General features: G+C 48.6%; 18 protein-coding genes. All 18 read right to left on the bottom strand.

Annotated features, from left to right (window positions below; genetic code table 11):
* Window positions 1-47: 47 nt before the first annotated feature.
* The 18 genes from FHS17_RS22005 to FHS17_RS22085 all read right to left on the bottom strand — a co-directional run bounded on the left by FHS17_RS22005 (window position 48) and on the right by FHS17_RS22085 (window position 21,707).
* Entirely contained in the window at window positions 48-1,289 is a 1,242-nt protein-coding gene (locus FHS17_RS22005; protein ID WP_167280621.1) for a pyridoxal-phosphate-dependent aminotransferase family protein, read from the bottom strand.
* Window positions 1,286-2,542: an allantoate deiminase gene (gene allC / locus FHS17_RS22010; protein WP_167280622.1), complete on the bottom strand. Its 1,257-nt coding sequence runs from the start codon at window positions 2,540-2,542 to the stop codon at window positions 1,286-1,288. The genes FHS17_RS22005 and allC overlap by 4 nt, the downstream gene beginning before the upstream one ends.
* A 15-nt stretch (window positions 2,543-2,557) precedes the next feature.
* Window positions 2,558-3,964: an allantoinase gene (locus FHS17_RS22015; RefSeq protein ID WP_167280623.1), complete on the bottom strand. Its 1,407-nt coding sequence runs from the start codon at window positions 3,962-3,964 to the stop codon at window positions 2,558-2,560.
* A gap of 12 nt (window positions 3,965-3,976) precedes the next feature.
* On the bottom strand, window positions 3,977-4,357 hold the full coding sequence (gene uraH, locus FHS17_RS22020) for a hydroxyisourate hydrolase (RefSeq protein ID WP_167280624.1): 381 nt from the start codon (window positions 4,355-4,357) through the stop codon (window positions 3,977-3,979).
* A 5-nt stretch (window positions 4,358-4,362) separates the two neighbouring features.
* On the bottom strand, window positions 4,363-5,322 hold the full coding sequence (gene pucL, locus FHS17_RS22025) for a factor-independent urate hydroxylase (protein WP_167280625.1): 960 nt from the start codon (window positions 5,320-5,322) through the stop codon (window positions 4,363-4,365).
* Between the two features lie 15 nt (window positions 5,323-5,337).
* Complete coding sequence (gene uraD, locus FHS17_RS22030; RefSeq protein ID WP_167280626.1) at window positions 5,338-5,832, bottom strand: 2-oxo-4-hydroxy-4-carboxy-5-ureidoimidazoline decarboxylase; 495 nt, start codon at window positions 5,830-5,832, stop codon at window positions 5,338-5,340.
* Complete coding sequence (locus FHS17_RS22035; RefSeq protein WP_167280627.1) at window positions 5,813-6,334, bottom strand: (2Fe-2S)-binding protein; 522 nt, start codon at window positions 6,332-6,334, stop codon at window positions 5,813-5,815. The genes uraD and FHS17_RS22035 overlap by 20 nt, the downstream gene beginning before the upstream one ends.
* Complete coding sequence (pucD, locus tag FHS17_RS22040) at window positions 6,331-8,643, bottom strand: xanthine dehydrogenase subunit D (RefSeq protein ID WP_167280628.1); 2,313 nt, start codon at window positions 8,641-8,643, stop codon at window positions 6,331-6,333. The genes FHS17_RS22035 and pucD overlap by 4 nt, the downstream gene beginning before the upstream one ends.
* A gap of 21 nt (window positions 8,644-8,664) precedes the next feature.
* Window positions 8,665-9,567, bottom strand: a complete 903-nt coding sequence (locus tag FHS17_RS22045; RefSeq protein WP_167280629.1) for an FAD binding domain-containing protein — start codon at window positions 9,565-9,567, stop codon at window positions 8,665-8,667.
* A gap of 19 nt (window positions 9,568-9,586) precedes the next feature.
* Window positions 9,587-10,516, bottom strand: coding sequence for an ABC transporter permease (locus tag FHS17_RS22050; RefSeq protein WP_167280630.1), 930 nt, complete (start codon window positions 10,514-10,516; stop codon window positions 9,587-9,589).
* Window positions 10,517-10,533: 17 nt separating this feature from the next.
* A complete protein-coding gene (locus tag FHS17_RS22055; RefSeq protein WP_167280631.1) occupies window positions 10,534-11,652 on the bottom strand; it encodes an ABC transporter permease in 1,119 nt (372 codons plus the stop codon).
* The gene (locus tag FHS17_RS22060) at window positions 11,649-13,193 is read right to left on the bottom strand and encodes an ABC transporter ATP-binding protein (RefSeq protein ID WP_167280632.1); all 1,545 of its coding nucleotides are present in this window, start codon (window positions 13,191-13,193) and stop codon (window positions 11,649-11,651) included. The genes FHS17_RS22055 and FHS17_RS22060 overlap by 4 nt, the downstream gene beginning before the upstream one ends.
* A gap of 312 nt (window positions 13,194-13,505) precedes the next feature.
* Window positions 13,506-14,663 (bottom strand): BMP family ABC transporter substrate-binding protein, encoded by a 1,158-nt coding sequence (locus FHS17_RS22065; protein ID WP_167280633.1) that lies wholly within the window; start codon window positions 14,661-14,663, stop codon window positions 13,506-13,508.
* 184 nt (window positions 14,664-14,847) lie between these two features.
* Window positions 14,848-15,489 (bottom strand): nucleotidyltransferase family protein, encoded by a 642-nt coding sequence (locus FHS17_RS30705; protein WP_341805904.1) that lies wholly within the window; start codon window positions 15,487-15,489, stop codon window positions 14,848-14,850.
* Window positions 15,371-16,438 carry an XdhC family protein gene (locus tag FHS17_RS22070; protein WP_167280634.1) on the bottom strand — a complete coding sequence of 356 codons (1,068 nt, stop codon included), beginning with the start codon at window positions 16,436-16,438 and terminating at the stop codon, window positions 15,371-15,373. Before FHS17_RS22070 ends, FHS17_RS30705 begins: the two co-directional genes overlap by 119 nt.
* Before the next feature lie 53 nt (window positions 16,439-16,491).
* Entirely contained in the window at window positions 16,492-17,817 is a 1,326-nt protein-coding gene (locus tag FHS17_RS22075) for a 5'-deoxyadenosine deaminase (protein ID WP_167280635.1), read from the bottom strand.
* Between the two features lie 43 nt (window positions 17,818-17,860).
* Window positions 17,861-19,447: a PucR family transcriptional regulator gene (locus FHS17_RS22080; RefSeq protein ID WP_167280636.1), complete on the bottom strand. Its 1,587-nt coding sequence runs from the start codon at window positions 19,445-19,447 to the stop codon at window positions 17,861-17,863.
* A 298-nt stretch (window positions 19,448-19,745) separates the two neighbouring features.
* On the bottom strand, window positions 19,746-21,707 hold the full coding sequence (locus FHS17_RS22085) for a stalk domain-containing protein (protein ID WP_167280637.1): 1,962 nt from the start codon (window positions 21,705-21,707) through the stop codon (window positions 19,746-19,748).
* Window positions 21,708-21,761 lie beyond the last annotated feature (54 nt).

Genomic DNA, 21,761 nt, shown 5'->3' on the forward strand with positions numbered 1-21,761 from the left:
CTCCTTCTTAGAAGGGAGCAGCCGTTTACGCTCGTCTCGTCATTTTACTATTTTTGCTCATAAACATCCAGTGCAGCCTGTAATCCCGTTCCGGTATGGATCGAAGCACCGTGACGGATCAGCACCGCTTCCAGTGCGCCAAGCAATTGGAGGACGTTCGTCTGGCGGCAGCTGTAGCCCATCGTGCCGATCCGCCATATTTTTCCTTTCAAGCTGCCGAAGGAGCTGGCGATCTCAATACCAAAGCTGTTAAGCAGCATATTGCGGACCGATTCGCCGTCAATGCCATCTGGGATGTTGATACACGTAACTACAGGAAGCTTGCAGCTTGGATCACCATATAAGGTAAGCCCCATCGCTTCGAGGCCAGCGACCAAAGCCGATTCATGAAGACGATGACGCGTAAACCGTTCATCCAATCCTTCATCGAGCACGAGGCGAAGTCCTTCACGCAGGGCATACAGCATAGAGGTCATTTCGGTATGGTGATTTAGCCTAGCCGAGCTCCAGTAATCCTGCAGCTGGCTGAGATCAAAGTAGTTGCTTCTAATAACCGGTGGGCGGTTAATTATATCGTCCGTATTTGAATCTAGTAATGTACGCAATCCTCGTTCGATTGTTTTACGGGCATTGATTTTTTTCGCTGCGATATCGTTATACGTGATTGGGGCCATACCGGATGGCACGGACAAACATTTTTGTGTACCGCCGATAACCGCATCGATACACCATTCATCCGTTCGTACAGGAACGCCGCCAATCGTGGCCACTGCATCTACGACAAAGAGAATACCCAATTCACGGCATGCTTTGCCGATCTCTGCGAGCGGCTGTATACGACCTGTCGACGTCTCACCGTGTACCATCAGCACCAGTGCCGGCTTCTCACGATGAATAGCGCTGATCACTTCTTCTGGCGTGAAGACGGTACCCCATTCCTTCTCTATGGAAGTAACCTCTGCGCCGCAGCGTTCCGCGATCTCATAGAGCAGATTGCCGAAACGGCCATAGATCGGAATGAGCACTTTATCCCCTGGTTCAATCAAGCTCGTCAGAACAGCTTCGATTCCGGAGCGTGAAGTCCCATCAATCGGGAATGCCCATTGGTTGCTCGTCTGGAAAAGAGCACGCAGCATCTCCATCGTATCGTTCATATAGGAGGTGAACTCCGGATCGAATTGGCCGAGTATCGGATAAGAAAGGGCACGAAGGACTCTTGGGTCCACTTCAACAGGGCCAGGAGTCATAATCGTTCTTTGGGATGGCGCTAGTTCGGCATATCGTTTCATGGTAATTTCCCCTCGTAGGCTAACTCGTATAGTAATGCGGCTAGTACGGAGACTCCCTCAGCCAGCTCTTCAGGTGATGTATATTCCTGCGGCGAATGGCTGATACCTGACTTGCTTGGCACGAACAGCATTGCCGTTGGACAAAGACCGGTAAACATTTGAGCATCATGTCCCGCTCCACTAACCATTCTGCGGTATGGCAGAGACAAATCATTCGAGATACGCTCCAGCTTATCGCTTAGCTCACGGTTCATTGGTGCAGGCTTTGCTTCGAGCCAAGGAACAATTGTTAGCTCCAGTCCCCGCCACTTGGCTACTTCATTAAACTTTGCAATTACATTATCGCAAAATTTTGCAATTACCGCTTCATCAATATGACGGATATCTACGGTAAAGCTTACGGATCCCGGTACAACGTTTGGCGTATTTGGCACGCATTCGATTCGGCCAACTGTAGCGACTAGCTGCTCACCACTAAGGAGCGCATCCGCTTCAAGCTGCAGGATCATCTCCGCGGCACCAACCAAGGCATCATGGCGCATGGACATCGGTGTTGTTCCTGCATGATTCGTCTCTCCGCGAACGGTTACCACATATCGCCGCTGACCAACAATCGCTTCAACGATACCGATCCGTTTACGCTGACGCTCTAGGACTGGGCCTTGCTCAATATGAAGCTCAACGAATGCGCCGATATCCCGCCTTATGCTTGCTTCTTGCTCCGGCTTGCCAAAGCCCGCTGACTCCATTGCTTCTTGCAGGCTTATGCCATCGGAATCAAACACAATGCCGCCGCTTTGCCAGTCGTATAATCCCGTCATATTGCCTGATCCCCAGTAAGTGAGTGGAAAGCGGCTGCCTTCTTCCTCACAGAAGGAGACAATCTCAAGTGTATTTATCGGCTGTCCATACGTATCTTTCAAGTAAGTAACAGCTGCGATAGCTGCGGCGATGCCATAGGCACCGTCGTATTGACCTCCCGAGCGTACCGTATCAATATGGGAGCCAGTCAGAATAACAGGAGCTCCTAAGGTGCTTCCTTCCAGACGACCGAATAGATTACCCACACGGTCAAACCGGACGTCCATGCCAAGAGTCTTCATCTGCTCAGCCAGGTAGATTTGCGCTTGCAGCCATTCAGGAGAGTATAAAAGCCTCGTCACTCCTCCTTGTTCATCTGCGCCAAACGAGGCCAGTTCATCAAGAAGGCGGGAAACAAAGGAGGCGGCTTCTTGTTCCATCGGTATCCTCATCGTAACAGCCTCCTCTTATGGGGTTTGTTGGGGTGTATGAATAGGCTTCAGCAGAAGTTGTCCTTGCTTCGCCACTTGTACGCCGTGTTCTTCTGTATAGACCGTTATGCCTCTGACCAAAGTTGTTGTCACTTTACAGGTGAATTCCCGGCCGATATAAGGGCTGACTTGATGTCTTTGCCATAATTGCTCGCTTGTCAGGGTATATGAACGATTCGGATCCACAAGCACCAGATCCGCATCTGCCCCTTCGGCGATAAGACCCTTCTGCGGGTATAGTCCAAACCGTTTTGCAGGTCCTGCCGACAGCAGTTCCGATAACTCATGCAGCGGAATTTGACGTTTCACCCAGCCTTCGTCCAGCATAAGCTCCAGACTGCTTTGCGCGCCTGCAATGCCGCCCCATGCTTCAAAGAAGGTAAGTGACTCATCAAGCTTGAGATCCGGCGGACAAGGCGAATGATCGGAGGCAATAACATCTAGCTTCCCTTCCTTAATCATGCGCCAGAGTCCTTCCTTCTGGTCAACACACCGAAGGGGAGGCGCACATTTGGCGGCGGGGCCAATCGTAACCATATCCTCCTCGGTCAGCACCAAGTAATGGGGACAAGTCTCGACTGTTACTGCGACACCACGCTTCTTCGCGCGGTCGATCAGTTCGACTGCTTCTACACTGCTGATATGGACAAAATGAACCTCACAGCCTGTTTGCTCTGAGAACAGGATTGCTTTGTTAACCGCTTCGAGCTCCGCAATGACTGGGCGGGATTGGACGAAGGCGCGCGCATCGGTACGACCCTCACGAATGGCTTGTTCTGCCAAATGGGATGTTATAGCATCACTCTCCGCATGGAGGGCGACAAAGCCGCCTTCGCCTAATGCGGCAATTCGCTTCATCCCTTCGTATAACGTCCAGTCATCCACCTCACGAAACCGGCCTTCTCCTTCACCGCCAGGATTGGACATAAAGGCTTTAAATCCTCGTACCCCGTTGGCATACATGGCTTCCAGCTGATCTAACTTACCCGGAACCAAACCGCCCCAGAACGTATAATCAACAACTGAGCTCCCCACAGCCAGCTTGCCTTTTAGCTCCAGCGCTTCAGGAGTAACTGTAGGCGGATTACCGTTAAGCGGCATATCCGCATATGCTGTACATCCACCGGCAGCTAGTGCTGATGATCCAGTGGCGAAGCCTTCCCAATGGCCGAAATTGGGTTCATTAAAGTGAACATGGATATCGATCATACCCGGCAGGACATATTGACCTTCTGCATCAAGCACATGATCAGCAGCAGAATCAGCGAGTGAGTCTGAGATCGCTGCGATTTGACCATTAAGAATACCAATATCGAGTTTATAAGTTCCATCAGGAAGCACGACCATCCCGTTACGAATAATGCGATCAAAACTTTGGTTCATCCTGCTTCCCTCCTAGCTTCCTCGATAGGTGCTGTAGCCGCCTGGAGCGACCAGCAGCGGAATATGATAATGAGCATTTGCATCTGAGGCATAGAATCGAATGGGGATACGGTCGAAGACTGGTTCGGCTTCGAGAATATGTCTTCTTCGCTCATCTCGGAAGTAGTCTCCCGCGCAGAACACTATCTCGTAAACAGCGGCAAGCATTTCATCACTATCAAGAAGAGGGTCGTTAAGTCGCCCGTCCTCATTGGTTGCTGCTGTTCGTAATAACGTACGGCCTTCCGCGGAGCCTTCTGTATGCTCGATCAACCACAGTTCAACCTGCAAATCTGCAGCAGGCTTGCCTCTTGACGTATCCAGCACATGAGTCGTAATTCGTCCGCCGCTCATCCAGCTCACTCCCCGCCTTGAATCAAGTCTTCTTGCGTCATCGTAAAGCCTTGGAAGCCAAATGGCGGACGTGGTTCTGTATAGACACCAGCTGGATCAGCTTCAGTATTGTCAACGATCGTCTCCCAAGTCCGGTTATTGGATTCGAAACGAACCTCGGACAATTGCGGGAAGCGGGTTAATATACGAAGACCTACTTGGTAGATTAAGAACTGGATGGATGGCGATTTCATTTCATGGAACAGGTTGTGCGTAATATCGCGAATTTGTTCTGCCGGAACATAGCTGCCAAGCTTGGCATCAAGCGCATGCTCGGACTCCGCATACTTCCAGAATACATCAAGGAAGATAAACAAAGGCCGATCATAGCTTTCTGGTAAAGTTGTATATTCGTCGCGAACAAATCCATAGAAGGAACTGCCGCTTACTTTAATTAATTGCAGATCCGTAATCGCACATTCATGTGATTCGATCACTGGCGCACCGTCTTTGCGGACAAGCTTCATCGAGGCGCTGGTATGATCATTATGCGAACGGCGGTAGACGAGTGGGCTTGGCTCTAGTCCTTCGCCAGAAGGAGAAGCTACTTCCAGGGTTTGGAACGGAATACGATCGGCACTCAGCTCCACCGCGTCAATATGCGAGTAACGATCCATAAATTTCGAGCTGATAAAGGCAAGCAGTCCTTCTGTGGTGCTGCCTTCATAAGCAGCTGTATTGCGCAGGATAAAGTTTTTCATCGAATCTGTCGCAACTACGAGGGAATTATCTCCTTCAATAAACGAGGTGAGAAGCTGTTCGCCGCTTACGGCAAACGTTATATTATGGGCAAAGATGACATTACTGTCACCGGTATAGGCGGATTCAGGAACTGCTTTTACAGATAATGGGTTAGCATAAGTGCGATAAGAGAGTACATCACCTTTACCATAATAAAGAGTACGACCGCTGCGAAGTTTAAGCATGAATACCATTCCCTTCTATTCTGTAATGAGATCGTGTAACCGAAATTTCGTAATTCGAGCGATTTGCCATAATGCTTCGTCTGCTTCTTCCTTCAGACTGTTATCGATTCTAGTTTCCATGGCGGCTAAAATATCCGATTTGTTCTTTCCTCGAACAGCCAGGATGAACGGGAATCCAAATTTATCTGTATACCGCTGATTGGAAGCCGAGAATATATCGAACTCTTCCGGTGTCAGTCGGTCAAGTCCGGCTCCTTGCTGCTCCTTGGTCGAGTAATCGCCGATTTTGATTCTTGTGGCTAGATCAGGATGCGCTCGGAATAAGGCAATCTTCGACTCTTCTGGTGAATCGACAACAACCTTGACCATTACATCATGCAGTTCATCTACGGTATTAAAAGGACGAGCCTCGTAGGCTTGCTCGGCAACCCAAGGGGAATGCTCGAAGACAGCTCCCAGCGTCTCGGTAAACTGCTCCTTCGTCAAATCATTAATCAGTGATAGATTCATAAGCTTCCTTCCTCCACTCTATCGCTTTCTGTACCGCTCTCTTAATTCCGCCATAGCCGGTGCAGCGGCATATATTGCCGGATAACGCTTCTTCGATTTCGAGTGCACTAGGATCTGGATTATGGTCAAGCAGTGCTTTTACGGAAATAATCATGCCTGGCGTACAGTAACCGCATTGGAAGCCGCCTTCCTGGAGAAAGGCACGCTGGATCGGGTCCATACCGCTAGCCGAAATACCTTCTATTGTGGTGATTGACTTGCCTGTACATTGATAAGCCATCGTGAGACAGGAATTGACGGGCACACCGTCCACCATAACCATACAAGCACCACATCTGCCGATATCACAGGAACGCTTCGTGCCTGTCATTGCCAGATCGTCCCGCAGGACAGACAGGAGTCGTTTGGCTGGAGGGACATTCAAGTTAATCTCACTACCATTGATGGTGCAGGGAATTGAACTCGTGTCTAGTGGAGATACCGGCTTCATCGAATCTTTCATTCTCTGGTCACCGCCTTATCTAGTAAAGTGTCGAAAGATTCGGCTTGCAATAGCTCAGGATCGATAGGCAGCTTCGTTACCCGTATGCCTACCGCGTCATAGATCGCTGCTGCTATCGCTGGTGCCAGCGTTACCGAGCCAACCTCGCCGATACCTCGTGGTCCATAGTTATCACTTTCCGGCAATTCTTCAATCGGTTGGACATCAATAGTACCTCGATGCTCAGCGATGGTTGGGACAAGATACGTATCGAGGTTTTTCGTTACATATTGGCCGCCGCTCATGACGGCATCCTCTGTAAGCGCAAATCCGAGCGCTATACTGCTTCCGCCTTCGATTTGACCAAGAAACCCTTGCGGATTGATGACCGGACCAGCTGCAACCGCATGATATTGATGGAGCACACGGACACGTCCGGTTAATTGATTTACTTCTACCTTCACGGCAACCGCAGAGTACGTGTACAGGAAATGTGCGCCTACCTTATCGGTTGCTGAAACCGGGAAGTTAAATTGTGTTGTGCAGCTAACTGGTTCGCCGCATAGGGCTGCAAGATCCGGATATGTGATCAGACATTTGTCTGTCAGAGCATCCGAACCTCCATCAATGCGATATATACCACCTTCACCAAATCTCAACTGCTTGGCTGGAAGCTGAATATGCTCTGCTGCCTTGCCAAGAACAGCTTCTTCAAATAAGGGTCTTAAGTTCTGCAGCGATTTCCACATCATGCTGGTAGCTCTGGAAGCAGTCGTTGAGCCGCCGTCAGGTACGACATCGGAATCACCAATAATGATACGAATGTCTTCTGCAGCAAAGCCGAACTGTTCGATCAGCATTTGTTCCAAGGAAGCAATAAGCCCTTGACCAAACTCTTCATAACTGAATACCGCTTCGATCTTACCGTCTCGAGCAAGCGTCAGTCGGCCGCCCCCCGGATCCGGAATACCAAAGCCAAGCCCCGCTCCATGCATCGTAAAGGCAGCACCAATACCTGTACGGGTCCATGGCTCAGCTTGCTCATCCTCCGCTGTGTTTGATTTACCGCGTTCCTGCCACAAGGTGCTGGACGTCATCGCATCAGATACCTGCTTCGCACCTTCTGTCGACGCAATCGGCTGATCAAACGGTCCAAGATCCTCTGGCTTACGCATATTGAGGAGCCTAAGCTCCCAAGGATCCATGCCGAGTTTTTCCGCTAGACGATCGAATTGACCTTCAAGCGCAAATATCGCCTGATTTCCTCCAAAACCACGGAACTCGCCTGACATGCCGTTGTTCGTATAGACCGAGAATCCGTCAACATCAAGATGTTGATATTGATAAGGACCAATGACATGCTCGACAGCAAAGTTTAATACTTCTGCTCCTAAGGTGGCATAAGGACCGGTATCTGCAATGATTCTAACTTGATGAGCAATCAGTCTTCCGTTCCCATCAACACCGGTCTTCATTGTAATTTTCATCGGATGTCGCTTGAGTCCCGCCCGAACCGATTCCCATCTGGAGTTATGAAACTTCACTGGACGATTCGTTACTCTTGCGAGCAGCGCTCCATATGGCTGGACGTTCAACTCATCTTTACCACCAAAGGATCCGCCTATAGGACTGGATACGATCCGAATCTCACTTTGTGGAATGGCGAGAATACGAGCGAGCTGCATACGGTCCATAAAGCCGTGCTGGGTAGGCGCATAGACGGTTAGTCGGCCATCCTCGCCAAAGATGAACAATCCCCCTTCGGTCTCCATGTACGTATGCATCTGCCGAGGCGTGTAGTACGTCTCTTCCACGACATGTGCACAGCTGTCAAAGCCTACAGCCACATCTCCACGCTTGAAGTCTTTCCGGTGAAGCAGATTGCCTTGCGTATGAAGCTGTGGTGCATCATCCGTGAGCGCATATTCCGCGTCCTCAACGATTGGAAGAAGCTCATAATCGACCTCGATCAGCCGCAGCGCTTGCTCTGCGATTTCCAGTGTATCCGCTGCTACTGCTGCAACAGCATCACCGACATACCGTACACGATCCTCACACAGTACCGGCTGGTCTGGTTGAGCGATTCCGTACCGATTCAAACCAGGAACGTCTTTATGTGTTATAACGGCATGAACCCCATCCAGCTCTTCGGCTTTCTCCGTTCGGATGGCTGTAATCCGCGCATGAGGATGTGGACTTCGAAGTACTCGGCCAATCAGCATATCAGGGGCTGTCATATCGGTTAGATAAGCCAGCTTCCCCATTACTTTATCGGGACCGTCAGGACGATTCCGCCAGCGGGCTCCGCTTCCTTGTCTATTTAACAGCATGTTTGACCACCCACCCTCTCTTTAACGAGCCGTTCTGGCTGCCTTCCATAATTCCGAGGCAATCAAATTCGCCGCTGCTTTCTTGCGATAGCTGACAGGTACGAACGTATCACCCTTAGGCTCGAATTGTTCGACGATCAAGGCATACACCTCTGATATCGTCTTCTTATTCGCAAGCTTGCCGTTTAAATACGATTCGATAGATTCCAAGCGATACGGAATTGTCTGTCCGCCGCCAAGTGCAAGGCGCACATCGCTCAGCCGATCCTCTGAATCGAGTTGCATCGTTAGTGCAGCTGTGACAACAGACGGTGTAAAAGCATCCCGTCTGCCGACTTTATGGTAAGCGACGAATCGCTTCGTATTCGAATCCAGAATGGGTAAAGTAAGCTCGACCGACATGAGCAGCCGTTCCTTCCAGGCAGCATGGGCAGAAGCCGTAGACAGCCATTCCGACAGCGGTTCCTGGAGACCATTTGTACCGTCATGCCAATGCAAGACGGAATCATATAGGAGCAATGCTGGCAGCGAATCACCAACCATCGACAAGATATTGCCGCCGATTGTAGCCAAATTACGAATGGACGGTGCTGCAATATTGCGAGTAGCTTCTACCAGAACCGGGAAGCTTTCTCCTACCTGCGGACTCGTTCGAATATGCGATAGAGTTGTCATAGCCCCGAAGCTTCCTGTTCCTGACACGCTATCGATCTCAAACCCATGCAGCTCTTCAATTGCTCCAATATTAATGAAGTGGTTTGGCATAACCGCCAGCCCCGACTCCCATTGCGTTCGCAGTAGTGTTGCCCCTGCGGTAAACACACCTTCCGTTCCAAGTGTCTGCTTCAGCTGCCAAGCCTCCGCAGCACTCCTTGGATGCCATACGAAAGGAGCTTCAGCCACTCCTTGTGCATTCGCAGCCATAACTCCATCCCCTTTCGCCCTAGAATCTTTGTTCACGAATATATGGTGTACCAAGTGATTCCGGTGAGCCCGACGGCTTGTTGCGGTTACGCCAGCCGAGGAACATCAAGACAAGAATCGTAACGATGTAAGGAATCATTTTGAGGAAATAAGATGGGATCTCGCTGCCTATCAATTGGATACGGAAGCCGATTGTATCCAGTGCACCAAAGAAGTAAGCACAGAACAAAGCGCGAATGGGATTCCATCTTGCGAAGATAATGAGCGCTACGGCAATCCATCCACGGCCCGCTGTCATTCCTTCGATCCAGGTAGGCGAATACACCATAAGCAGATCCGCTCCAGCAAGACCAATCAGCATCGAGCCAATAATGATATAGCCGTAACGGAACGTCTGTACCCGAATCCCCATTACATCTGCCGTTGGTGGGTTATCGCCGATTGCTCTCAGGTGTAAGCCCCATGAAGTCCGGTGAATGTATAAGTGCAGCACAATGACAAGAATGAAGCTGAACCAAGTTAAAATATCAAGATGTGAGAATATTCCGCCAATTACAGGTACATCTTCGAGCCAATTGAGGTTAACTTTTGGTACAGCACCAGCAACTGGCTGGCCAGTGATGCTTTTACCGATATATGCGCTAAGTCCGGTGCCAAATAACGTTAAGGCAAGACCACTCACAATTTGATTCGCTCTCAGCGTGACACACATAAAGGCATGAACGACACCAAGTACAGCGCTGATTGCACATGCGGCAAGCAAGGTAAGAGCTAGATTGCCAGTATGCAGATATGTCATACAAGCGATAACAGCACCCATTAACATAAGTCCCTCGGCGCCAAGCTGGATAATGCCGGAACGTTCAATCAGTATACCGCCCAGCGTTGCGAATAAGAGCGGTGTGCCTGAAGAGATGGCGGCCACGATAATTTGTACAAATACATCCATTGTCTACACCGCCCCTTCTATGCGTTTCTACGAATACGAAATTTGCTGGCCATACTGCCTGCGATCAGGAAGAAGAGAATCGCACCTTGGATCATAGAAGAGATCGAAGAAGGCAAGCCAATCGTTTGAACACTGAACCCTCCGACAATCAGACCGCCGAACAGGACTGAAGATACAACGAGACCAACCGGATTCAGCTTCGCAAGCCACGCTACAATAATGGCTGTGTAGCCATAGCCTGGGGAAATGCCATACATCAGACGATGCGTCACGCCGGATACTTCCGCCATACCTGCAAGGCCAGCCATGCCGCCGCTGATTAACATAACAAGCAGAATATGTCGGCTAATCTTGATACCTGCATTTTTCGCTGCTTCCGGGTTAGCACCAATTAATCGTAGCTCATAGCCCCAGCGCGTATATTTCATCAGAAAGGCGTACAGCAGAACGGCAACGATAGCGAAGACGATACCCAAATGCAGTCTTGTATCACCAAACAGTGGAAGCGACTGTGCATCTGTAAATACCGGTGTACCTGGGAAGTTAAAGCCTTCTGGATCTTTCCAGGGACCAAATACGAAGTAGTTCAAAGCAAGCAGTGCTACATAGTTCAACATCAAGGATGAGATAAGTTCATTCACTTGGAAGTAAGTGCGCGGAATCGCGGTCAATAGACCCCAAATTCCACCACCTGCGATACTGAATACGACCATGGCTGGGATAACCAGGTAACCAGGCATATTCGGAAAATAGACCGTAACCGCCGTTGCCGCCATCGCGCCGGCAAGGAATTGTCCTTCCGCCCCGATATTCCATACCGAGATCCGGTAGGCAATCGCTACACCAATGCCGCATAGAAGAAGCGGAATAGATTTGACAAGCGTTTCAGTGATGCCAAATGAGGATCCGAAAGCTCCGGTAATCATTTTGGAATAAACCGTGATCGGATTCATGCCGTTTGCTGCAATAAAGATGCCGCAGAAGACCAAGGCAAGCAGCACGGAGATGATCGTCATCCACCATGGGCTTTCTTTCCTTGACGGATCCAGTTCGATTCTTAGAGACAGCAGTTTGCGGCGTGGTGCTGCTTCAGGCTGTTCGATTGCAATTGTGCTTTGTACCGGCTGCTTGCTCATACGACCTTCTCCTCCTCTGCTTCCGTATCCCGCACACCTGCCATGAATAGGCCGATCTGCTCACGGGTAGCCTCTCCTCTTGCTAACTCACCAACCATACGACCGTTATAGATTACTAATATGCGGTCGGACAGCTGCATAACCTCATCCAAATCTTCAGAAATGAGCAGAACGCTTTTGTCTTGTCCACGCATTTCGGTCAGAAGACGATGTACACCCTCCGTTGCGCCAACATCCAGCCCTTGTGTAGGGTGAACGGCAACCATTAAGAGTGGATCCTGTTCCACTTCTCTAGCGAATAGCAGCTTCTGTTGGTTACCACCGGACAATTGTCTAACTGGTGTATCGAGTCCCGGTGTCTTCACATCGAACTGCTCCACAAGCTTCTGTGACCAGCTGCGGTTCGCACTCGAGCGTAAGAATCCGAAGCGGGAACGTTCATTAGTCCGATATGATTTGAACAACAGGTTATCAACAGCACCAAGGCTGCCGGCTAGACCACTTTTCATCCGATTCTCCGGTACATGCGCTATACGAGCTTCGATTGCTCCACGAACCGATGCATTTTTTAATGGAGCGCCATTGAATTCAATCGTACCTTTACGCCATGGGCGAAGTCCGGTAAGAACCTCAGCAAGCTCTTTTTGACCATTACCAGCAACACCAGCAACACCAACGATTTCACCTTCATGTACAGTGAATTCCATTTTATCCAGCGCTTTACGCCCATGATCTGCAAACACATCCAGCTCATCTACGATCAGAAGTGGTTTGCCCTTCGGACGACTCGCTAGCGGTTTGGCAGCGGCCAGCTCTTTACCAACCATCAACCTTGCCAGCTCTCGTTCATTCGTCTCGCTTTTCTCTATCGTATGCGTGAGACGACCTTTACGCATGATCGAGATGCTGTCGGAGATGGCCATCACTTCTTTTAATTTATGCGTCGTAATAATGACCGTTTTGCCTTCCGCCTTCATCTGTGCAAGCGTGATGAACAACTGTTCTGCTTCGCCTGGCGTGAGTACCGAGGTTGGTTCATCCAAAATAATGAGATCTGCACCACGGTATAACGTCTTGACGATTTCCACCCGCTGCTGCTCACCTACTGAGAGCTGCCAGATCGGGCGGTCAACCGGGAAGGTTAGACCAAACTTAGTCGCAATCGCATCAATTTCTTCCTGCTTCTTCTTCATCCAGCCTGGCCCGCGCCAGAACGATGTTTTTTCACCAAGAATAATGTTCTCCGCTGCCGTTAAGGTTTGCACCAGCCTGAAGTTTTGGAACACCATGCCGATACCAAGCTTCATTGCATCCTTAGGAGACCGAATCTTTACATTCTTGCCGTGGATGTAAATATCACCGCTTGTTGGACGATACACACCGGACAGCATACACATCATCGTGCTTTTACCTGCACCGTTCTCTCCAAGAAGAGCATGAATTTCTCCGGATTTAGCCTTGAAATCAACTTGATCATTGGCGATAACGGAGCCGAATTGCTTGACGATATGCTGCATTTCTACAGAGTAGGTTTCGAGCATTCGCGCTTCCCCCTAAAAAGAATTGTCACACAATTAGACCGCTTTCTGGCTAATTGTGATGATTCTTACTTCGTAAGCATGTGCTTAAAGAATTATCACACCAGCAGCCTGGTTTAGGCTGTTGGTGATGATTCTTACTTCGTAAGCATGTGCTTAAAGAATTGTCACACAATTGGACCACTTTCTGGCCTATTGTGATGATTCTTACTACGTAAGCATTTTCTTGAGAATTGTCACCTAACTGGAAGCCTATAAATCAACAAATCCCTCGGGTAAGGGATTTGTTGATCGGCTGCTTAGGCCTGCTTCCTGTTATTTAGGAATAGTTCCTTCCACGCCTTTTACGAACCAATTCATCCCAAGAATGTCCTCAAGGCTCATTGTTTGGCCTGCTTCCAGCTTAGAAGCGCCAGATGCATCTAGGATTGGTCCACTGAACACATTTAGCTCGCCGCTCAAGACTTTCGCCTTCGCGTCTTCAACCAGCTTCTTCACATCATCTGGAATGCTAGGTCCAAGAGGAGCAAGACCAACCATGCCATCTACCATATCCCCGGAGAATTGCTCACTCTTCCAAGTACCGTCGATCACAGATTGAACAACTTGTGTATAATAGGGACCCCAGTTCCATGTTGGGTTCGTTAAGTATGCTTCTGGTGCATAGCGAGTCATATCAGAGTCATTACCGCCAGCGAGTGCGCCGCGCTCAGCAGCTGCTTGTAGTGTTGCAGGGGAATCCTGGTAAGCAAGCAGGACGTCTGCTCCTTTATCCAGCAGGCTGATTGCCGCTTGACGTTCAGCCGTTGGATCATACCAAGTGTTGCTCCATACCACGTCAACCTTTGCATCCGGATTTACACTTTGAATGCCAAGGGCAAAAGCGTTAATGTTGTAGATGACTTCTGGAATTGGGAAGGCACCGACATAACCGATCACATTCGATTTGGTCATTTTGCCTGCCGCAATACCACTCAGGTAGCTGGCTTCATAGTTCTTACCGAAATAAGTGGACATATTGTCAGCTGTTTTGTAGCCGGCTGTGTGCATAAATTTCACATCTGGGAACTTCTTCGCTACATTCAGAGTCGGGTCCATGTAACCGAAGCTAGTTGTGAAAATGATGTCATGGTTTTGGGCCAGTTCTGTAATGACGCGTTCAGCGTCCGCGCTTTCCGGTACATTTTCTACCGTGTCAGCTTTAATGCCAAGCTTTTCTTCCATGTACTTTCTGCCGTTGTCATGTTCGAAGGTCCAGCCGCCGTCTCCTGGAGGCCCGATATACACGAATGCGACTCGTGGAAGCTTCTTGCCGCTGTCTGTAGCTGCCGGATCTGCCGATGCCTGCGCATTGCCGTTATTCGCTGTTTCACTTGTCTTATTGTTGTTATTACTGGAACAAGCGGATAAGATAACGACCATTAATACGAGAAATGCTAACCCCACTGTACGTGCTTTAACGAGATATTTCATATAGTTCCTCCCCGACTCTCTTTAATCATCATGACCGCTGTGGTTGATGTAGCTTCACTATACTTCCGCGTGATAGTAGCGTCAATATATGTGACATGAGATTGGGAGTGGAGATAAAATTACGAACACTCATTGTGCACGATGCACGTCTTAATTGTTTTTTATGTAATAATAAGTGACATCGTTATCTTCGTTCGCGGATAAGCCGATATCTACGCTCTGCCAAATGGAGGCTGTTCTCATCATCCACATCCAGCAGCAGATCAGCCTCTTCCCCTTCGTACGTTATAACTTCTCCACTATAATCAGAAGATCCAAACAGCTTGCGAGCTCCCATATCTCCACGAAGTCCACGAAGTGCCACAAACATCGATTTGCTAATTACAGCCGGTGGCATAACTACACCCGCAACAGAGGAAGCAGCGAAATCTAGTTCAGGACGCTCTCTCATAATAGAAAGAAGACGCCGCACCATAGCAGCCGTGACAAAAGGTTGGTCACCAAGCCCGATCACGATTGCATCGGATGTCGGGGAGCTGGAAAGCGCGGCGTCTACTCCAGCACGAATCGAATAAGACATTCCTAGGCTAGTTTCTTCGCAGACGACAATATGAAGTTTGGTAGTATAACGAGGATCGTTTCTTAAGCCTGCAAGCCAGTTCAACGGGTCGTCCGGACGAACAACAACATGCATTTGCTCCATTTCGCTATCCAATAGAGCACGAAGCGCCATACTGCCGAGCGCTAAGCCCGGGGAAAGCTCGAGCGGCAGCTTCGGTTTGCCCATCCGACTGCTCTGTCCCGCTGCCAAATAAATGCCGGATATAATCATTTCGAGCCTCCTTGTGGTGCTCTTGATTCTGCCATTCCTTACGTAAGGCAATAAACTCAGCAGTTATGCTGACAGCAATCTCGTATGGCCCTTCAGCCCCAATGGAAAGACCAATGGGAGCTTTCACATTGGCAGGAGGAGTGTCTCCTTCAAATAACATATTAATTCGCTTGGATGAACCCATCACGCCAATATACCTCGTCTTATTAGCCAGCGACATATGAATCATTTCACGGTCGTAATGCAGATGGTGGCTGCACACGATAACCGCATCATTCTCATAAAGCTGTATTTCCCCTTCCAATCGCTCTGGTGTCCCAAGAGCAATCTCCGCACCGGAGAAGGAGGCAAGTAATCCTGGCCGCCAATCTGCAACAATAACACGAAAGCTGCTTTGGGTTAAGAGATGATAGATTGGAATAGCATCCAGTCCTGCCCCAAACAAAATAACTCTCTGGCGGGGTGTCAAGGTCATGGAGTACTGCCAATCATTAGATGTAGAGTTAACGGCTGTATCTTTGGTGCAAAGCTCATAACTAAGCTCTTGCCCTCGAATTTCACGAGAAAGCCGAACTTCAACCCCTCTATTTAGCTGCTCTAATGCCGCAAGCAGAAGCTCTCGCAGTTCTCCCTCGACAGGCTCGAGAAGAATACGAATAACCCCTCCGCATCCTACCGATTCTCCCCAGATCGGATCTTCATCCGGCTTCATATTGTATTCAACCATTTCGTATTGATTGGCTTCACAGATTGCCGGTACACGTTCCAGCAAATCCGATTCAATACAACCCGGACTTACCGTTCCGATTGTCTCCCCGCTCCCCATGAGCAGCATAGCTGCACCGGCCTTTCGATACGCGTGGCCTTCAACCTCAACAATGGTTGCCAGGACCGCCGGCTGTTCAAGCTGCCGAATTGCCCGCAAGATGTCTAACATATCCATCGGCTGTCCCACCTTTTCCATTCAATGATCAAGGCCTTTTGCTATACCCTCTGCTATAGTCTCGCCAGCAGTTCCTTTAACGTCCGATCCGCTTCACGTAATACTAGCGGCTTATCAATTGTCTTCATGATTCGGCTTTCCATCACAACTTGCCCATCAATCATAACCGTGTCAACATCACCTCGAGTAGCGGCATAGACAACTCTCGAATACCAATCTGCATCAAAGGACGGATAGACGTGGAAGTCTTCCAGATCAAGCAGCTGCAGATCCGCAAGCTTACCGACTTCAATACTTCCGATCTTATCCTCCAGACCAAGCACCCGCGCACCACCCATGGTTGCCATTTGCAGCACCGTTTTGGCATTCATGACGGTTGGACCATGCTTTACCTTCTGTATAAAGGCGGTGAGGCGCATCTCCTGGAACATATCCAAATTGTTATTACAAGGCGCACCGTCCGCTCCAATCCCTACATCGATACCTTCCTTGAGCAGCTCCGGTACCTCTGCGACACCTGAGGCCAGCTTCAGATTTGAACCCGGACAGTGGGTTACCTTAACGCCTCTTTCCTTAATTATCCGTTTCTCTTCCTCATCAAGCCAAATGCTATGAGCTAGAATCAGATTTGGCTTCGCAAGCCCAATATGATCAAGATAAACAACGTTCCTGAGCCCACGTTCCGACTCTACGATCGAGATTTCTTCCCGATTTTCCGACGCGTGAGTATGTACCTTCACGCCATATTGTGCGGACAGGTCTCTAACTCCGATAAGCAGCTCTTCCGTACAGGAGACAACAAACCGCGGGCAGAAAGCATATTCAATTCTGCCGCCAGCCGCTCCATGCCACTTCTCAAGCAGCTCCACACTTTCCTTCAGCGACTGTTCCGTCTTCTCCTGAAGCGCCAGTGGAACCTCTGTTCCATGATCCATCATCACTTTGCCGGAGACGGCACGGATTCCGCTCTCGAGAATAGCCTGGAATGCTGATTCAGTATGATTGACTGTCTCCATATCCAGAATCGTCGTTGTACCGCTGCGGATCAATTCTCCAATACCAAGCATTGCTGAATAGTAGACAGAGTCCTCATTATGAGCAGCTTCCAGCGGCCATATCCGAGTTCTTAACCAATCGATCAATTCCAGATCATCCGCACGTCCGCGGAATAACGTCTGACATAAATGAATGTGTGTCTGAATAAATCCAGGCAGCAGCACTTTCCCGCCTGCTTCAATAACTCGATCAACATCTGTTACCTGAATATTCGCACCAATTTGGGCAATCTGATTACCAATTACGAGAACATCTCCGACTAAAATATCATTCGTCTCATTCATCGTCATAATGACGGCATTGCGGATTAATGTGGAACCCATGTGTACCGCTCCTTTGCTATGAAGCTTATTTAATTAATGTCGTTTAGGATTGTTCGTTAATGAGCAGCTTACGGAACAGGAAAGCGATCTTAAGTCTGAGCAGATCATTCATTTTCTTAAAATCAACGCCAAGAATCTCGCTTAGCTTCTCAATCCGATAAGTTGCCGTATTACGGTGAATGTAAAGCTTCTTCGCGGTCTCATTCAGTTGACCATCCTGCTCCAAATACGTTTCTAGTGTCCGCAGCATTTCGCTCGCATAGTCAGGATCTTTACTTACAAGTCCACCTAACCAGCGATTACAGAAGGCTTCCATCCGATCTCTGGACACATGTTCGAACACAATAGCTAAGTCCATCGTCGCGAATGTCGTGATGGATTGCCCAACACCCCACTCGGTCGCAAGCCTTTGCGTCTGTCTGCATTCGTCAAAACCCTCAAACAGCTGATCAGGTCTTTTCTTTCTAGCACTGACTGCCGCACGTGGACTATCTCCGCTCTCACGTTGAATAGATGCGAAGCATACATTTAACGCGGATTCCAGACTACTCTCAGTCTGCCCTTCAATCTCAGGAAATACAGAAAGCAAGCCTTCTTCCATTACAATATGCATCCCCTTCAGTTCTTGCAGTTTCGTGTGGCTTAAAAAATCCGACTTCAGCTTTTCCAGCTTCTCGATCCTTTGTCCGGCGACAGCCTGCGTCGTATCACTAAGGACACAAGTATAGTTGCCCGCAAAAAGCTCAAGCTCCCAGCGGTCTGCATACTCTACCACTTTGTCGATCGGCATTCCATTACGAAGATATCGTTTGATGAGGACACCAAAATCCTTTTGAACCGACAATTCGAAATAGTCTTCATAATTAAAATTCATTTGATAGGATAATAGCTCCGCAGCTTGCAAATACAAGCTCTCTTCTATGGTAGAAAGGAATAATTGGGGATTAAAAAATAGGACAAAACCCGTACAACGCGATTGCTTCATTAGCGGAATTCGGAACGCCTGCCACTGTTTGTTTTTCATCCACTTCTGCTGCTGAGGCCACGGCCAGCTGCTCGTTAATTCAACATCGGGTACTTGCGAGCTGTTATAGACCATTTGTCCTCTTGATCCAATGATCGCCATCGGGAACCCGATAATATCCGCAACGGAATCAAACAGTTCCGTAATATGATCTGTCTTAAGCGCCATACGCATTAAACGGACCTGCTTATCGAATATGTCCTGCAGCACTCCGGTATTACGCCTTAACTCTTCCTTAAATAAGCCGCTCATTTGATCAGAAAAAGTAAATTGGTACGGCAGCTCTATTAATGGAAAACCAAGCTCATCCGCATAAGCAATTAATTGATCAGGAATAGCATCCCAGAACCGTCCGAGCTTGATCCCTAGCCCTGATGAACCCCGCTGGTTCAGCTTAGCCAGCAGCTCAGTCGCATCCTGAGGATGATCTTTGATCAAGTAGGCGGTTGTAAATAACATTTCCCCTTCCTTGATCCAATCCGTAATATCCGGCGCATCCATTACATTGACAGATCTTACAATCCGATTACGACCTGCTGTACCGGCGACAAGCTTTCCCTCTGATAAAGGAAATACATTCAGCGCCTGTTCAACTGTCAAATGCATCGCGCACCTCCGCTCCATATGTAAAACTAATCCACGTCATTTTATATAACATCTTAAATCAGAGAGTGGCGTTAATCAATAGGGATGTGAATATATTTAACCACATAAACTCTTAAACTAGCGATATTTCGTCTAATCGACAATAAATTTGGAGATTTAACCCAAATACATGACATGAGTTTAACATGGGATTAATATTCTCAAAGGCTTCTCGACATAGAATACAACTGGAGTGCAAAAAAAATGCCGATAAAAGCGAATTTCGCTTTTATCGGCATCGGTATCGATCGAATAAGAACTATTGCTTTAATTCAGGCAATGGAAGGAACAGCAGGTTTATCGGAAGATTACTGCCGGAAGCTGGTGTGAACGCAATCGTTACCGATTCTTCCGTATCCCCTGTCCGATAAAGGACGCCGGCTTCATTCGCATTACTCAGAATTGTCGTGTTTGTCGCATAAACTAGCTTGTTGTTGATCAGGAATGCACCGCCATAATGGCCACCGCGAGGATTCAGTGCAATAAGCGTATGTGGCTTCACATGCCATAGATTCAGAACATACATTGCTCCATTGTTGCCGTCGTTAGACATCGCTTCACCTGTCAGAACATCATAACCCGACAAACGAGTGTCCACTACTTTGTCCGCAAGAATCATACGGGACGGAACATCGCCGATCGTCTGCAGTACGTTGATGCTGCGGTTAGCATTCTCGAATGTACCACGAACATGCTTGCCGTCGCGTGGCAGGATCGGAAGCTGCGGCAATGCCTGCAGCACGTCTTTGCTTGCATCTACAACAATGACGCTGAATTTGATTGGTGCTGAAGTAGTTACATCTGCGTACATCGTAAGAATACGGCCATTAACAACTTCTTTGCTGCTAAGCGGGCTGAGAACAACACGACTTTGACCTGCAGGAATCGTTGTAACCGTTCCTACTGGATTAGTCGTTCTGGACAGCAGGTAATTCGCGGTTGCTGCTTTACCAGCTTGAGTGACATAAGGCGCAGGACCACCAAGTCCAATACGCTCATCTGTAACAGTAGCTGCTGTACTGTTCTCATTAGTTGCTACGATATAAACTTTTACAGGATTAGGACGGTTATTCTGGTTATGAATAAGGAAGCGAACATTGCCGCTAGCGGTATCTTGATAATAGATACCCTCGTCATTAATCATTTCAGGGCTGTTGCTGCGAATAAACGTTTGCTGCCCCGTATTAACAACCGTGTATGGCTGCGTAGGAAGCTTTAACACGCCAGCGCCGTCGATCGTGAATTTCTCACCTTGATCGGTGTACAGCTGATCGAACTCTTGTTTCGTATAAAGCGATTCATCTGTGATCGTAACGATCTGTGAGAATTCGCTCGTCAAGCCATGTGAATCTGTTACTTTCAAAGTTACGGTCTGTTCGCCCGGTTCGAAGAAGGCTTTGGCGTTATTCGTCCATTCCCGCTTCGTAATCTTGTTCTCGTCATCCGAGCTAATATCATTATATGAAATGAGTTCGCCCATCTTGTAATAGGACTTGTCCGTTGCAAACCGTGCTTCTGGCGGCATATTCTGCGGCAACACGTTCACCGTTACCGAATAAGGATCGCTCCATACGCCGTTTGCATCTTGAACCCATTTGGTCACTTTATAAGTTCCCGCTTCAGCAAATGTTGTTTGTTTGCCTTCCCAGCGTTCGTTTACAATAGCTGCGCCACTAGGCTGATAGGATTGATCAGCATAAGTCACTTCTGTTTGGCCGGCATAGATGACCGAAGGGCTGACCGCAAATTTGGCAATCGGCTTGAGTGTCCATTTCAAGACCAGCTTTTTCTCAGCTGGAATGGAAGATAGAGTGATGCCAAACGGGCTGAACACCGAACGAAGCGGGATCATCAGACTGCCGTTTTGCACAAAAGGCTTACCTGTAAACGTCATGCGAGTTCCGTTAACGGTATAGGAAGATTTGTTCACCGCATAACGAAGCTCTCTAGTTGCATCACGAAGGATATATTCCTTCTTGCTGGCATCATACTGGACAGTTGCACCTAATCTACCGGCAATAGCAGTAGCGGAAATATAGGTTGTCCCTTTTAATTCTGTAAGCGGCTGAGCTGCTAAATAAAGTTTGCCGTTATGGTACATTTGCTTTGTTTTCTGAAGAAGGATCAGTTGGTTTTGCCCTGCGCCGGAGCTTTGTGCTCCAACAGGTACTGCAAACAAGAGCAATGCAGCAAGTACGACTAAGGTGACTTTCTTAAACATGGGATTCTCCTTTTCTCTAAATGGATGGTTTGAACAGACATAGATTAAACGCAT

Origin of the sequence: Paenibacillus lupini, assembly GCF_011761355.1 — a bacterium.
In the GTDB taxonomy this organism is placed as follows: Bacteria; Bacillota; Bacilli; order Paenibacillales; family Paenibacillaceae; genus Pristimantibacillus; species Pristimantibacillus lupini.